Source organism: Sphingomonas sp. (assembly GCF_042095875.1).
Classification (GTDB): domain Bacteria; phylum Pseudomonadota; class Alphaproteobacteria; order Sphingomonadales; family Sphingomonadaceae; genus Sphingomonas.
In genome coordinates, this window is the sequence record NZ_JBELMJ010000059.1 from 1 (window position 1) to 14,069 (window position 14,069).

The following is a 14,069-nucleotide window of genomic DNA, read 5'->3' on the forward strand; positions in this document are numbered from 1 at the left end:
GGTCGGGCAGCACGGCCTCCAGCGCCGCCTGCGCCGCCGCACTGCGCAGCGCGGGATAGCGGCGCGCGCGCCAGTCGGCGATGCGGCTCGCGACCGCCGCCGCGTCGCCGAAGCCGGCTTCGTCCAGGCGCGTGGCCAGCGCCACATTGTCGCGCGGAATCTGGTCGCGCGTGTCTGGGGCGAGCTGGTCGAAGATCGAGGCGACCTGCCTCGCGTGAGGGCGAAGCAGGTCGAGCAGCGCGGCGCCGTCCGCGAGGCCGTGCAGCCGGGCGACACGATCGAGCGCGTCGCCGGTCGGCAGCGCGTGGGTCTGGCGATCGTCGATCATCTGCACGCGGTGCTCGATCGTGCGCAGCAGCGTGTAGGCGCGGGTCAGCGCCCGCGCGTCCTCAACCGCGATGCGGCCGGCCGCGGCGAGCGCGGCGAGTGCGTCGCGCGTCGCGGGCGCGCGCAGGCTCGCGTCGCGGCCGCCGTGGATCAGCTGGTGTATCTGCGCGAAGAATTCGATCTCGCGAATGCCGCCCCTGCCCCGCTTCAGGTCGAAGCCGGGACCGAACGACTGGCCCTGCGCGTGATGGTCGCGGATGCGCCGGGTGATGTCGAGGATCTCGCCGACCGCGCCGAAGTCGAGGCTGCGGCGCCAGATGAAAGGGCGGATCGTGTCGAGGAAGCGCTGCCCCAGCGTCACGTCGCCGGCGGCGGCGCGCGCGCGGATAAAGGCGGCGCGCTCCCACGGCAGCGCCTGCGATTCGTAGTAGGCGACCGCGGCGTCGACCGGCACCGCGAGCGGGGTGATCTCGGGTGACGGGCGCAGCCGCAGGTCGACGCGGAGCACGTAGCCGTCGGCATCGCGCGCCTGCAGCAGCTCCAGCACGCGCCGCGCGACCCGCACCGCGGCGTCGCCCGGCTCCTCGCGCGGGCGGCACGGAAGCGTCGCGGGATCGTAGAGGAGGATCGGGTCGATATCCGACGAATAGTTGAGCTCGAAACTGCCCTGCTTGCCGAGCGCGAGCGCGGCGAAGCCGGTGGCGGGCGCACCCGGCGTGCGCTCGGCGATGGCGGCGCGGATCGCGCGGTCGAGCGCGTCGTCGGCGAAGTGCGTCAGGCGCGCGGTGACGGCGGTGAGGTCGAGCGCACCCGACAGGTCGCCGAGCGCCACCTCGCGCGCGACTGCGCGGCGCTCGATGCGCAGGCGGCGCGCGACGGGCATGGCATCGGCGTCCGCGAGCAACGTTCGGTTGGCGTCCTCGCGAGCGATCAGCCCGGCGAGGAAAGGCGCGTTGGCGATGGCGCGGTCGCGAGCGCTGGCATCCGGGGTCGTCATGGCGGGGGTATAGCGGACGATCGACGATGCGGCACCGAGTTACGGGCTTGGGCCGACGTGACCGTAGCGTCGTTGGCACGAGGTCGAGCTTGGCGGCTCGGCGCTAGCGTACACTTATGCCGTCAACGAAGCTGCTACCCTCAACAGCGATCTGACTGCCGTGAGACTGAGGCGCGTATCACGGCCCTATCAAAGCACAGTATTGGCTTGCTTTCGCGATGGATAGCAGCTGCCAACCGAGGTTCGCAGCGGGAGCGAACCGCAGACTCAACGCTCGCGCGCGAGCTCGTCCACTTCGCCCATGATCGAGTCGAGCGTCGAGCGGCCGTTCTCGTTCTCGTGGTCGCGGCGGGACTTGAGCGTGCCGTCGCTGAGCAACGCCTCGAGCGCCACGCGACCGCGCGCGACGCGGCTCTTGATCGTGCCGACTGCGACGTTGCAGATCTCGGCCGCTTCCTCGTAGGCGAAGCCGCCCGCCCCGACCAGGATCAGCGCCTCGCGCTGCGGCTGCGGCAGGTGCATCAGCGCGCGCTGCATGTCCGCGAGTTCGACGTGCTTGTCCTGGCTCGCCGGCGCGGCGAGCACGCGATCGGCGACCAGATCGTCCCACTCGCCCTTGAAGCGCGCGCGGCGCATCTGCGACAGGAACAGGTTGCGCAGGATGATGAAGGTCCAAGCGCGCATGTTGGTGCCCGCCTGAAACCGCTTGCGCGCGGCCCAAGCCTTGAGCAGCGTTTCCTGCACCAGATCGTCGGCGAGGTCGCGGTTGCCCGACAAGGAACGGCCGAACGCGCGCAGGTGGGGAATGACCTGCGCCAGCTGCGTCTTGAACTCGGGATCGGACAGCGACACGTGCTCGACCGGCGCGTCGCCGGTGTCGCCCTGTGCGCTCGCTAGGGATTGGGTCATGCCGCTCCGTTGACTTGGCGCCGCTCCCCCTTCGGTCACGTCCGCTTGCTCAAGATAGTTACCGTTGCCCGGCTTCGCCAGCCCTACCAGCACCAATCAGGTCCGATCAGAACAGAAGCAGCGCCGCGAAGACGACGATGATGAGCACCAGCGAGGCGCCGAGTACGTAGCGTCCGACGCCGGGCGTGGACGCGCCCCTCGCCTGATCGGTGTCGATGTGCACGCGTTGCTTGTCGTCTGCCATGATCGCTCAACCCACCAGAATTGTTTTGGGTCCGTACCGATCGACACGGACCCGACGATGTTTCCCGCGTGTCAGGCCGGGATCGTGCTCTGGTCGAAGAACAACGCCTGGCTGATCGCCGCCTTGACGGTGGAACGCTGGAACGGCTTGGTGATGAGGAACGTGGGCTCCGGGCGCTCGCCGGTCAGCAGGCGCTCCGGGAAGGCGGTGATGAAGATCACCGGCACCTGGAACTCGGTCAGGATGTCCTTCACCGCGTCAATGCCCGAGCTGTCGTCCGCCAGCTGGATGTCGGCGAGGATCAGGCCGGGGCGATCCTCCTGCGCCAGCGCCACCGCCTCGTCGCGCGTGACCGCGACGCCGGTCAGGTCGTGGCCGAGATCGCGCACGATGCTCTCGATGTCCATCGCAATGATCGGTTCGTCCTCGATGATCATCACGCGGGCGCGCGTCTGCTTCTCGATCTCCGCCAGCGCTTCAGACATCAGTTCCTCCACGCGCGAGGTGTTGGTGTCGATCAGATAGGCCGCGTCCTCGGGGGTGAAACCTTCCATCGCGGTCAGCAGCAACGCCTGGCGCGACAGCGGACTCATCCGCGCGAGCCGCGCGCGCGCGATCGCCTCCGAATCGTCGACGCCGCCCGCGTCCGGCTGTTCGTCGATGTGCGACGAATTCCAGATCACCTGAAACGTGCGGTAGAGACCCAGGCGCGGGTCGACGTCGCGGGGGAACTGATCCGGCGCCGCCACGATCGCCTCCAGCGTCGCGCGGACGTAGCGATCGCCCTGCACCTGGCTGCCGGTGAGCGCGCGGCCGTAGCGGCGCAGGAACGGCAGATGCGGAGCGAGTTGTTGACCCAACGACATGTGTAGAAAGCCCTCCCATGGACGACGGCGCCGAAGACGCTTGCCCGTTTCAATCACGCGACTTAATCGGCCTGAACCCTGGTCCCCCCGGGCGGAGATTTCGTCACTCGCAGCGGGAACCATCGAGATGCTGTTTGGTTTCATCGTCCCAGCGTGGGTAAACACACGCACCAGAGGGCCGTACTTGTATCAATCGTCCTGCCTCCGCAGCGGAGGCCTTTGGGGGGCTTGCGTTGACGTCCGAGAAAAAGCTGCCGGATAAGCCGAAAAAAGGTACGGCGGCGCAATCGAAGAACCGCGACATGGGATCGGCGCTTCGGTCCGTGTACCAGAAAACCGTCGACGAAACGGTTCCGGACGATCTGCTGGCGTTGCTCGGCAAACTCGACTGACGCGTGGAATGACCGACACAGATGCCGACAGCGTCCAGCATGACGCGCGGCAGGATTTCCTCGCGCGCTGGCCGACCGGCGCCAAACTGTTCCTGATCCTCAGCCTCGCGCTGCTCCCGCTCGCCCTGATCGCGGTGTTCGCGACGCTGCGCGTGACGCAGATCGCCGATACTGAGCTCAGATCGCACCTGCGCGTCGCGGCGGCGGAGAGCAGCCGGTCAATCTCGATTGAGCTGGCGGGCGACATGACTGCGCTCCGCGTTGCGGTGGACGCACTCACGCTCGATCCGCGCGACGCGCCCAGTTGCGCGCGCGTGCAGGGCGTGTTCGCCCAACAGGCGGTGGCCGGCGCGGAGTTCGGCATCTTCAACGGTGACGGCGAGTTGCTGTGCGGCCACGACTTCACCGGCGCGCACGCGCGGACGGATGATCCCGTCGCGTCGGGCGTCACGGCGCATTTCCTCGACGGACGCGGCCTGGTCCTTCGGCTGGGTGACCGCGGCGTCAGCGCGGCAGCGTTTTTCCCCCGCACGTTCCTAACCAAGATCGGCCGCCCGAGCGGCTTCTCCTCCGACTATGGCGCGACCCTGGTCGACGACGATGATCGCCTGGAGCTCGTATCGCTGGAGCGCGAACGCGCGCTGGAGCGGCGCGAGGCGATCCGCGAGGACCTGGGGATCGCCGACCTGGCACTCGAGATGCAGGTACGCAGCGCGCCGATCGGGTCGCCGCTGATCCTTGCGCTCGCGCTGCCGCTGCTGATGTGGGCGGCGGCGGCCGCGATCGCGTGGTTCGTCGTCGACCGGCTGCTGATCAACCCGCTGCGCACCTTGCGCAGCAGTATCGCCGCCTACGAGCCCGGCGACCAGCCCGACACCGATCTGTACCGCACGCTTCCCGCGCACGAGTTGCGCGACCTGGCCGATACGTTTCGCACGCTCAGCCGGACTGTGGCGATCCACGAAGCCGGCCTCGCCGAAGGACTGGTGCGCCAGACCAAGCTGACGCGCGAGGTCCACCATCGCGTGAAGAACAACCTGCAGGTCATTTCCAGCCTGATCAATTTTCACGCGCGCGGCGCCAAGTCGCCCGAGGCGTCGCAGGCCTATAACTCGATTCAGCGCCGCGTTGACGCGCTGGCCGTCGTCCACCGCTACCATTTCGCCGAGATGGAGGAGAATCGCGGCGTCAGCATGCGGTCGGTCTGCGGCGAACTCGCGTCCAACCTTCGCGCGACCGCGCCCGAGCACATGCAGGTCGGGATCGGGCTTGAGATCGACCCGCTCTACGTGACGCAGGACGTCGCGGTGCCGGTGGCGTTCCTGATTACCGAGCTCGTCGAACTCGCCATGACGTGCGACACCGGCGCGCAGCTGCGAATCACGCTGCGCGCCGCGACGGAGCCGGATCGTGCGCTGCTGCGCATCTCGTCGCGCGCGCTGGTCGACAGCGATTGCCTGCGCGACGGGTTGAAGAATCGCTTCGGGCGCGTGGTCGAGGGGCTGACCCGCCAGCTGCGATCGACGTTGCAGCACGATCCGTTGACCGGCGCCTACGAGCTCAAGATCATGACGATCGGAAGCGACTGAGCCAGCGCTGGCGCCCGATTGAGATGCCGTTTTCGTGACCTGACCGGCGCGCCATGAGATGCGCAATTAAATGCGCGCGACGACCGGAACCACCCGGCAGAGATGACGTTCTACACTCCGGATCGCGGCAAGACACCCCCCCGCTCTCGCGGTCCACGACATAGGCCCGGAAGCGTCAACCCTCCCCCCCCCCCGGTGACGCTTTCGGGCCTTATTCTTCTCCGCATGATCGACACGCAGGTGGAACGAACCACCCGTGGGATCATTGAAGCGCGAGGCATTCAGCCAGAGCAGGAGTTGTTTTCATGCGTAAGATCGTCGCAGCCGCAACCTTGGCCAGCGCGCTCATCCTCGGGGCATGCAACACCATCGAAGGTGCGGGCAAGGACGTGTCCTCGGCCGGTAACACCGTCGCCAAGACCGCCAACGACGCGAAGTAAGTCCGCCGTCGTTGCCGATGAATGGAGCGGTCGGTTCGCGCCGGCCGCTCCTTTGCGTTAAGCAGACTCATGTTGGCGCACCCCGACGGCACCGAGGCTCAATCAACCGTGCGACTGTTGATCGCCGTCGGGACCGCGCCTGACGGGAATCTTGCGTATCCTGGCCAGGCGCACGACTGCTCCAATAGTCTCGTGATTAGCAGCTGACGGAACGTGCGAAGCCTGCCGATCCGCGCGGCGCTACACCACGCCTGCCAGCTTACTCGGCGACGATCGCGGTGTTCTCACGCGCGCGGCGGCGCTCGGTGAACCAGATACCGACGATCGCCAGTTCGTACAGGATCACCAGCGGGATCGCGAGCAACAGCTGCGAGCCGACGTCTGGCGGAGTCAGCACCGCCGCGATCGCGAACGCGCCGACGATCGCGTAGCGGCGCGCGGCGATCAACTGCTTGCGGGTGACGATTCCCGCGCGCTCCAGCAGCATCAGCAACACGGGTAGCAGGAACGCGGCACCGAAGCCGAACAGGAACTGCATTACGAACGACAGGTAGTTGCCGATCGCGGGCAGCGCCTGCTGCTGCACGCCGCCGACCATGCCGGAGTAGCCGAGCAGGAAGTGCAGCGCCATCGGTATGGCGACGTAATAGGCCATCGCCGCGCCCATCAGGAACAGCACCGGTGTCGCGAGGAGGAACGGCAGCAGCGCGCGCTTCTCCTTGCGATACAGGCCGGGCGCGATGAACTGCCACAATTGGTTGGCGATCACCGGGAAGGAGATCATCATCGCGGAGAAGAATGCGACCTTCACCTGCACGAAGAAGGCTTCGAAGATCTCGGTGTAGATCACCGTCTTCTGCCCGACCGCGAGCAGCGGCTGGACCAGGAAGGCGAAGATGTCCTCGGCGAAATACCAGCACACAAAGAACGCGACCGCGATCGCGGCGATGCAGTAGAGCAGCCGCCGCCGCAGCTCGAGCAGATGGTCGAGCAAAGGCGCGCGCGACGCGTCGAGGTCGTCGCTCATGACGCTGCCCGATTCTCGGTGACGGGTGCGTCGACCGCGGCCGGCTCCGGCGGGGTCGCCGACGCCTGCTCGGCCGAGGCGGGCTGCTCTGTTGGCTCGACGCGCGGATGCTCGATCATCTGCGGCTGCTCGGCCATCACCGGAGCTGGTTCATCATCAGGCGCGTGCGGCGAGGCGGGATCGGCGGTCGGCGCAGCATGTTCGCGCATGATCCGCTCATTCTCCTCCTTCCACTTCTTCTCCATGTCGGCGAGCTCGGCCTCGCGCACCATCTCATCGAAGCCTGAGCGGAACTGACGCCCGACCGCGCGGGCGCGACCGACCCAGTAGCCGACGACGCGAAGCGCCTTGGGCAGGTCCTTGGGGCCGATCACCACCAGTGCGATGAACGCGACCAGCAGGAACTCCGACGGAGCGATATCGAGCATTCAGCGCGGCCGAACTTGATCGGATGTCGTCAGCGATCCTCGCGCACGCGATCGGCATCGCGGTCATAGGCCGGCTGCGCGGCCGATTGCGCCTCGATTCGCGGCTTGGGACGGCCGGACGTGTCCTCGTCCTCCTCCGCCATGCCTTTCTTGAAGCTCTTCACGCCCTTGGCGACGTCGCCCATCATGGCGGAGAACCGCCCGCCGCCGAGCAGCAGGATCGCGATTACCGCGAGGACGAGAATATGCGGAAGGCTGAAGCTGCCCATGAGATGGTCTCCTATTCCCACCCCATCTAATCGTCCTTGCCGCGCTTTGCTACCTCGACCTCGCCCAAAGCCTGCTCGGCGGCGAGATCGACCGGGTCGAGCAGCCCGGCGGCGCGCAGGTCGGCGATCCCGGGCAGGTCGCGGCGCGAGGCGAGGCCGAAATGCGCGAGGAAGCCGGGCGTCGTCGCGTAGGTGAGCGGTCGCCCGGGCACTTCGCGCCGGCCGGCGGGGCGCACCCAACCCGCCTCCATCAGCATGTCGAGCGTCCCGCGCGAGATCTGCACCCCGCGGATCGCCTCGATGTCGGCGCGGCTGACGGGTTCGTGATAGGCGACGATCGCCAGCGTCTCGATAGCGGCACGGCTGAGCCGACGCTGCTCCTCGCGGTCGCGGCGCAGGAGATGCGCCAGGTCCGGCGCGGTCTGGAAATGCCACGAACCCGCGCGCTCGACCAGTTCGACGCCGCGCCCGGCATAGTCCTGCGCGAGCCGGTCGAGTGCCGCGCGCACGTCGAGCGGGCCGACGTGCGCGCGGATCGCCTCCGGCGACAGCGGCTCGGTGGCGGCGAACAGCACCGCCTCGACCGCGCGGATCGCGTCATCGGGCGGGGTCACGCGCGCGCCCGCAGGTAGAGCGGCGCGAAGGGCGCGGCCTGGCGCAGTTCCACCCTGCCCTGCCGCGCGAGTTCGAGCGCGGCGAGGAAGGAGGAAGCGAGCGCGGACCGGTGCAGTTGCGCCGATGCGGCGCCTGGCAGGAAACGTTCGATCGCCTGCCACTCGACCGCCACGCCCACCATCGCCGAGACGCGCTGCAGCGCGGCGTCGAGCGTCATCACCTCGCGGTCCTGCACCACGTGCATCACCGGCCGGGCGCGCGCGCTGACCTGTCCGTAGGCGGCGATCAGGTCGTAGAGGTCGGCGGTCCAACGGTGCTGACGGACGGTGCGCAGCCCCTCGGGCGCGCCGCGCACGAACACGTCGCGCCCTACCCGGTCGCGCGCCATCAACCTGGCGCCGGCGTCGCGCATCGCGTCGAGCCGTTCGAGCCGCAGCTGGAGCCGCAGCGCCAGCCCCTCGGGATCGGGTTCGACCGCGGGATCGCGCGGCAAGAGCAGTGCGCTCTTCAGGTACGCCAGCCACGCCGCCATGACGAGGTAATCGGCGGCGACTTCCAGCTTTGTCCGCCGCGCGCGCTCGATATAGGCGAGGTACTGCTCGACTAGTGCCAGGATCGAGATCTGCTTGAGGTCGACCTTCTGCGCGCGCGCGAGCGACAGCAGCACGTCGAGCGGGCCTTCCCAGCCATCGAGGTCGAGCAGCAGCTGCTCGGGCGCGGGCACGCAGCGATGCTCAGGCGAGCGCGAGCAACGCGTCGCGCTTGGCAGTGAGCGCGGCGAGATCGCCCGCGGGTGCGGCGACGCTCGCCATCGCGCGGTCCAGCCGCTCGCGCCCTCTGCGCGTGATGTCGGGCAGCACGGCGGCGATCGCCTGCATCTCGTTCATCCGCGCCCAGCAGTCGAGCACCACGTCGCACCCGGCGGCGACCGCACCAACCGCCTTCTGTGCCGGAGTGCCCGACAACGCCTTCATGTCAATGTCGTCGCTCATCAGCAGTCCTTCGAAGCCGATCCCCGCGCGGATCACGTCGTCGATGACGGTCGGTGACAGCGTCGCGGGGCGCTCGCGGTCCCATGCCTGATAGACGATATGGCTGGTCATCCCCATCGGCGCGCCCGCCAGTGCGCGGAACGGCGCGAGATCGTCCTCCAGCTCCTCGGCCGAGGCGGTGACCGTGGGCAGGTGATAGTGCGAGTCGGCGAGCGCGCGACCGTGGCCGGGCATGTGCTTGACCACGCCCACCACACCGCCCGCGCGCAATCCCTCCAGCGTCGCGCGCCCCATCGCGGCGACGCGCATCGGCTCGCGCCCGTAGGCGCGCGTCGCGATTGCCTCCGTCGTGTCCGCGCGCGCGACGTCGAGCAGCGGCAGGCAATTCACGGTGATGCCGACCTCCGACAGCGTGAGCCCGAGCGCGTGCGCGTTGGCGCGCGCGGCCTCGATCCCCGACATCGGCGCGCGCTCGTACAGGGCGTCGAAGGCGGGACCGGCGGGAAACGCGGGCCACTCGGGCGGGCCGAGCCGCGCGACGCGGCCACCCTCCTGATCGACCAGGATCGCGAGGTCGTCGCGGCCCTCCAGCGCGCGCAGGCTGTCCGTCAGGGCGCGCAGCTGCGCGCGCGTCTCGACGTTGCGCTTGAACAGAATGTAGCCGGCGGGACGCGCTTCGGCGAAGAAGGCGCGTTCGTCCGCGGTGAGCACCGGCCCCGACAGGCCGAAAATGACGGGCTTCATGCCCGCTCGATTAAGCCAAACGCGCGGGTCGTGAAACCCGCGCGCCGCATTGACTCGTACGCCGCTCAGCTGGTGACGAAGCAGCTCTCCCCCGCGACCTTCAACCGGCCGCAGATGTCGGCGGCGGCGTTGGCGCTGCCGGCGTTGACGCGCAGGCGGTAGACGGTGCGGCCGTTGACGTCGGCCTTCTGCACGTCCTTGCCGAGCGGGGCGACGTAGCTGAACCGCTTGGCGACCGCGCTCCACGCGGTGTTGGCGGCCGATTCGGTCGGAAACGCGCCGAGCTGGACCAGGCTGCCGCCCGAGCCGGCGCCGGGGACGGCCGCGACCGGCGCGGTCATCGGACGCTGCGCGCGCAGCGGCGCGCTCGCCGCGGGCACCGACACGCTGGCGGAGGTCGCGCCGGGGCGAGCGGCGGCGTCGGGCGCGGTGCGGCGCGTGCCGCTGATCGGCGCCTCGGGCACTGCCTTCAAATCGATCGAGCCGTTGGGATTGGCGCCAGCGCTGGTCGCGATCGCGGTGTCGCCTTCGCCCTCGACCTTCAGCCCGCCGGGATCGTCGGGCTTGACCTTGTAGTCGCCTTCCTGCGCGGCGATCAGCTCACCCGAGCCATCGGCGCCGCGCCCGACCTGCAGGCGGTAGAGCCCGAAGATCGCCGCGCCGAGCACCAGCAGGCCGACCAGCACGAGCAGCACCCTGCGCCCCACGCCCGAGCCGTGCGGCTCGTCGGGTTCGACCGTTTCCAGCCACGGCAGCCGGTCCTCGTCGCGCTCGAACTCGTTCGAGGTCGCCATCAGTGCATCTCCGAAACCGCCTCCACGCCCATGATGGAGAGGCCATTGCGAATAATCTGTCCGACGCCCGCCGCCAAGGACAGGCGTGCAGCGGTGACCGCGTGGTCGTCGGCGATCAGGTAGCGGCGGTCAGGCCGGTCGTTGCCGACGTTCCACGCCGCGTGAAAAGCAGCCGCCAAGTCGTAGAGATAAAAGGCGATCCGATGCGGCTCGCGCGCCGCCGCGGCGGTCTCGACGATCCGCGGGAACTGCGCCGCGAGCTTCACCAGCGCGAGTTCCTCCGTGTCAAGCCGGGACAGGTCCGCCCCCTCGGCGCTGATCCCCGCCTCCGCCGCGCGGCGGTGGAGCGAGGCAACGCGCGCGTGCGCATACTGGACGTAGAACACGGGATTGTCCTTCGACGCCTCGACCACCTTGGCGAAGTCGAAGTCCATCTGCGCGTCGGCGCGGCGGGTGAGCATGGTGAAGCGGACCACGTCCTTGCCGACCTCGCGCACCACGTCCGCGAGCGTGACGAAATTGCCCGCGCGCTTGCTCATCTTGACCGGCTCGCCCGCGCGCAGCAGCCGCACCATCTGGACCAGCTTGACGTCGAAGCGCGTCCGCCCTTCCGTCAGCGCGGCGACCGCGGCCTGGATGCGCTTCACGGTGCCCGCGTGGTCGGCACCCCAGATGTCGATCAGCTGGTCGGCCGATTGCGCCTTCTGGAAATGGTACGCCATGTCGGCGCCAAAATAGGTCCAGCTGCCGTTCGATTTCTTGATCGGGCGATCCTGATCGTCGCCGAACCGCGTCGAGCGGAACAGCGGCAGTTCGATCGGCTCCCAGTCGTCAGGCGTCTCGCCCTTCGGCGCCTCTAGCACCCCGTCGTAGACGAGGTCGCGCGCGCGCAGCCACGCTTCCGCCTCCTCAGGCTTGCCCGCCGCCTGGAGCGCGGCCTCCGAGGCGAACACGTCGTGGTGGATGCCGAGCAGCGCCAGATCGGCCTTGATCAGCGCCATCATCGCGTCGACCGCGCGCGTGCGGAACGCGACCAGCCACTCGGCCCCGGGCGCGGCGACGTAGCGGTCGCCGAACTCGGCGGCGAGCGCCTGCCCCACGGGGACGAGATAGTCGCCGGGGTACAGCCCCTCGGGGATCGCCCCGACATCCTCGCCCAGCGCCTGGCGGTAGCGGATGTGCGCCGAGCGCGCGAGCACGTCGACCTGGCTGCCCGCGTCGTTGATCACATACTCGCGGATGACCCGGTGCCCGGCGAAGGCGAGCAGATTGGCGAGCGAGTCGCCGACGACCGCGCCGCGGCAATGCCCCATGTGCATCGGCCCCGTGGGATTGGCGGACACGTACTCGACGTTGACGCTGACCCCCTCGCCCGCCGACGAGCGGCCGTAATCGGCGCCCGCCGCCGCGACCGCGCGCAACTCGTCGCGCCACGTGTCGTCGGACAGACGCAGGTTGATGAAGCCCGGCCCCGCGACCTCGGCCGCGGTGACGCTGTCGAGCGCGGACAGGTGCGCGACGATCTTCTCGGCGAGCTGGCGCGGATTGGTGCGCGCGGGCTTGGCGAGCACCATCGCGGCGTTGGTGGCGAGGTCGCCGTGGGTCGCGTCGCGCGGCGGCTCGACCGTCACGTTGCGGCGGTCGAGATTGGCGGGCAGCTCTCCGGCGGCGACGAGCGCGTCGAGCGCGTCGCCCACGTGGGCGGCAAAGCGGGCGTACAATGTCATAGCGGCGGGGCCTTAGACCAAGGTGCGCGCGCACGCAAAAGCCGAGCCGTTCTCGGCGTCACGCATCGCTCGCCCGCGATTGCACGTCCTGCAACCGCGGGCGCGCACAAGTCATTTGCCCGTGCTGCACTGCACCAAATACATCCTATGACGAAGCCCGGCGACGGGCAACCAACCGGGAGCCTTACCATGCACCAGATCAAGTTCATCGCCGCCGCCGCTGTCGCCGCGCTCATCTCCACCGTCGGCATCGCTGCCGAGCCGGCCGAGCAGAGCTTCACGCACGAGGGCCGCACCTACGTCTACACGCAGACCGCGCGCGACAACGGCAAGACGCTGATCGAGGGTCACGAGGTTGGTAGCCGCGAGAAGTTCCGCCTGCTGGTTGACGGAGACCGAGTGCGCGGCACCACCAACGGTTATCCGGTGTCGTTCCGCGCCAAGCGCAACGTGGTCGTGACCGCCGCCGCCGCGAACTGAGCCGGTCGCCAAGTCGATCTGACCGCACCCGCTGTCACGCGGGCGCGGTCACGCCCGACCTCAGAAGCCTTCGGGCAGGTCGATCGGGCCGACCACCTCGCGGTAGCGGGACACGGCGTAGCGGTCGGTCATGCCGGCGATGAAGTCGGCGATGTGGCGGCTCAGCTGCGGCTCGGCGTCGGGCAGGCGCACGCGCCATTCCTCGGGCAGCAGCGCGGGATCGGCGTGGTACGCCATGAACAGCCCGTCGATGACGTGATCCGCGGCGGCGGCGGCGGCGAGCTGGCGCGGGTGGTGGTACAAATTGGCGTACATGAAGGCCTTCAGCTGCCGCTCATCCGCCGCCATCGCGTCGGAGAAGCCTACCAGCGCGCGCCCCGCGGCGCGCACGTCATCGACGCTGCGCACACCCGAGGCGGCGATGCGGCCCGTGGTCTCCGCGATCAGGTCGTTGACCATCGCGCCGATCTGGCTGCGGATCACCTCGCCGTGCAGCCGATCGTCGCCCAGATCGGCGAAGGCACCCCGCGCCGACGCCCAGCCGCGCGCCACCAGCGGCACGTCACACAGCTGATTGATCGTCAGCAACCCGGCGCGCAGGCCGTCGTCGATGTCGTGGTTGTCGTAGGCGATGTCGTCGGCGAGCGCGGCGACCTGCGCCTCGAGCGAGGCGTAGCTGCCCAGCTCGAGCCGCGCGGCGGCATCCGCCTCCGCCAACGCCCACTCGGGCGCTGGAATCGGGCCGTTGTGCTTGGCGAGCCCTTCCAGCGTCTCCCACGTCAGGTTGAGCCCGGCGTACCGCGGATACGGGCTCTCCAGCGTCATCAGCGTGCGCAGCGTGTGCCCGTTGTGGTCGAACCCGCCCTTGCCCGCCAGCGCGCGCTCCAGCGCCGCCTCGCCGGCGTGGCCGAACGGGGGATGGCCGATGTCGTGCGCGAGGCAGAGTGCCTCGGTCAGATCCTCGTTGAGCCCGAGCGCGCGCGCGATCGTGCGGCCGATCTGCGCCACCTCGATGCTGTGGGTCAGGCGGACGCGGAAATGGTCCCCGTCGGGCGCCATGAACACCTGCGTCTTGTGGCGCAGGCGGCGAAAGCTGATCGAGTGGATCACCCGGTCGCGGTCGCGCTGGAACGCGTCGCGCGGCCCCCGCTCGGCCGCGCCCGGCTCGGCGTGCAGCCGCCCGCGGCTCCGCTCGGGCCGCGACGCCCAGGGGGCTAGTGCGGTCACGC

General features: G+C 69.3%; 16 protein-coding genes and 1 pseudogene. 4 read left to right on the forward strand and 13 right to left on the reverse strand.

Annotated elements, in window-relative coordinates; all coding sequences use genetic code 11:
* The 4 genes and pseudogenes from ACFDS6_RS15180 to ACFDS6_RS15195 form a co-directional block, all read right to left on the reverse strand.
* Positions 1–1,324 (reverse strand): annotated as a pseudogene (locus ACFDS6_RS15180) (glutamine-synthetase adenylyltransferase); the annotation flags it as partial.
* A gap of 267 nt (positions 1,325–1,591) precedes the next feature.
* Positions 1,592–2,233, reverse strand: coding sequence for a sigma-70 family RNA polymerase sigma factor (locus tag ACFDS6_RS15185; protein ID WP_375272951.1), 642 nt, complete (start codon positions 2,231–2,233; stop codon positions 1,592–1,594).
* A gap of 106 nt (positions 2,234–2,339) precedes the next feature.
* Complete coding sequence (locus ACFDS6_RS15190; protein ID WP_375272952.1) at positions 2,340–2,477, reverse strand: hypothetical protein; 138 nt, start codon at positions 2,475–2,477, stop codon at positions 2,340–2,342.
* Between the two features lie 71 nt (positions 2,478–2,548).
* A complete protein-coding gene (locus ACFDS6_RS15195; protein ID WP_375272953.1) occupies positions 2,549–3,343 on the reverse strand; it encodes a response regulator in 795 nt (264 codons plus the stop codon).
* 233 nt (positions 3,344–3,576) lie between these two features.
* Here ACFDS6_RS15195 and ACFDS6_RS15200 point away from each other — a divergent pair, with 233 nt between their 5' ends.
* The 3 genes from ACFDS6_RS15200 to ACFDS6_RS15210 all read left to right on the forward strand — a co-directional run bounded on the left by ACFDS6_RS15200 (position 3,577) and on the right by ACFDS6_RS15210 (position 5,764).
* Positions 3,577–3,735 (forward strand): NepR family anti-sigma factor, encoded by a 159-nt coding sequence (locus ACFDS6_RS15200; RefSeq protein ID WP_174193723.1) that lies wholly within the window; start codon positions 3,577–3,579, stop codon positions 3,733–3,735.
* 8 nt (positions 3,736–3,743) lie between these two features.
* On the forward strand, positions 3,744–5,324 hold the full coding sequence (locus ACFDS6_RS15205) for a sensor histidine kinase (protein WP_375272954.1): 1,581 nt from the start codon (positions 3,744–3,746) through the stop codon (positions 5,322–5,324).
* 305 nt (positions 5,325–5,629) lie between these two features.
* Entirely contained in the window at positions 5,630–5,764 is a 135-nt protein-coding gene (locus tag ACFDS6_RS15210; RefSeq protein WP_174193721.1) for an entericidin A/B family lipoprotein, read from the forward strand.
* 259 nt (positions 5,765–6,023) lie between these two features.
* Here ACFDS6_RS15210 and tatC read toward each other — a convergent pair whose 3' ends face one another.
* From tatC to argS, 8 genes are all read right to left on the reverse strand, one after another.
* The gene (tatC, locus tag ACFDS6_RS15215) at positions 6,024–6,791 is read right to left on the reverse strand and encodes a twin-arginine translocase subunit TatC (protein WP_375272955.1); all 768 of its coding nucleotides are present in this window, start codon (positions 6,789–6,791) and stop codon (positions 6,024–6,026) included.
* A complete protein-coding gene (gene tatB, locus ACFDS6_RS15220) occupies positions 6,788–7,219 on the reverse strand; it encodes a Sec-independent protein translocase protein TatB (protein ID WP_375272956.1) in 432 nt (143 codons plus the stop codon). Before tatB ends, tatC begins: the two co-directional genes overlap by 4 nt.
* A 29-nt stretch (positions 7,220–7,248) precedes the next feature.
* The gene (locus ACFDS6_RS15225) at positions 7,249–7,488 is read right to left on the reverse strand and encodes a twin-arginine translocase TatA/TatE family subunit (RefSeq protein WP_375272957.1); all 240 of its coding nucleotides are present in this window, start codon (positions 7,486–7,488) and stop codon (positions 7,249–7,251) included.
* Positions 7,489–7,514: 26 nt separating this feature from the next.
* Complete coding sequence (gene scpB, locus ACFDS6_RS15230; RefSeq protein ID WP_375272958.1) at positions 7,515–8,102, reverse strand: SMC-Scp complex subunit ScpB; 588 nt, start codon at positions 8,100–8,102, stop codon at positions 7,515–7,517.
* Positions 8,099–8,827, reverse strand: coding sequence for a segregation and condensation protein A (locus ACFDS6_RS15235; RefSeq protein WP_375272959.1), 729 nt, complete (start codon positions 8,825–8,827; stop codon positions 8,099–8,101). The genes scpB and ACFDS6_RS15235 overlap by 4 nt, the downstream gene beginning before the upstream one ends.
* A gap of 10 nt (positions 8,828–8,837) precedes the next feature.
* The gene (nagZ, locus tag ACFDS6_RS15240; RefSeq protein ID WP_375272960.1) at positions 8,838–9,839 is read right to left on the reverse strand and encodes a beta-N-acetylhexosaminidase; all 1,002 of its coding nucleotides are present in this window, start codon (positions 9,837–9,839) and stop codon (positions 8,838–8,840) included.
* A gap of 65 nt (positions 9,840–9,904) precedes the next feature.
* On the reverse strand, positions 9,905–10,633 hold the full coding sequence (locus tag ACFDS6_RS15245) for an SPOR domain-containing protein (RefSeq protein ID WP_375272961.1): 729 nt from the start codon (positions 10,631–10,633) through the stop codon (positions 9,905–9,907).
* On the reverse strand, positions 10,633–12,360 hold the full coding sequence (gene argS, locus ACFDS6_RS15250) for an arginine--tRNA ligase (protein ID WP_375272962.1): 1,728 nt from the start codon (positions 12,358–12,360) through the stop codon (positions 10,633–10,635). The genes ACFDS6_RS15245 and argS overlap by 1 nt, the downstream gene beginning before the upstream one ends.
* 189 nt (positions 12,361–12,549) lie before the next feature.
* On the opposite strand from argS, the gene ACFDS6_RS15255 reads away from it, so the two are divergent.
* Entirely contained in the window at positions 12,550–12,840 is a 291-nt protein-coding gene (locus ACFDS6_RS15255) for a hypothetical protein (RefSeq protein WP_375272963.1), read from the forward strand.
* A 60-nt stretch (positions 12,841–12,900) separates the two neighbouring features.
* Here the strand turns inward: ACFDS6_RS15255 and ACFDS6_RS15260 are convergent, their stop codons facing one another.
* The gene (locus tag ACFDS6_RS15260) at positions 12,901–14,067 is read right to left on the reverse strand and encodes a deoxyguanosinetriphosphate triphosphohydrolase (protein WP_375272964.1); all 1,167 of its coding nucleotides are present in this window, start codon (positions 14,065–14,067) and stop codon (positions 12,901–12,903) included.
* Positions 14,068–14,069 lie beyond the last annotated feature (2 nt).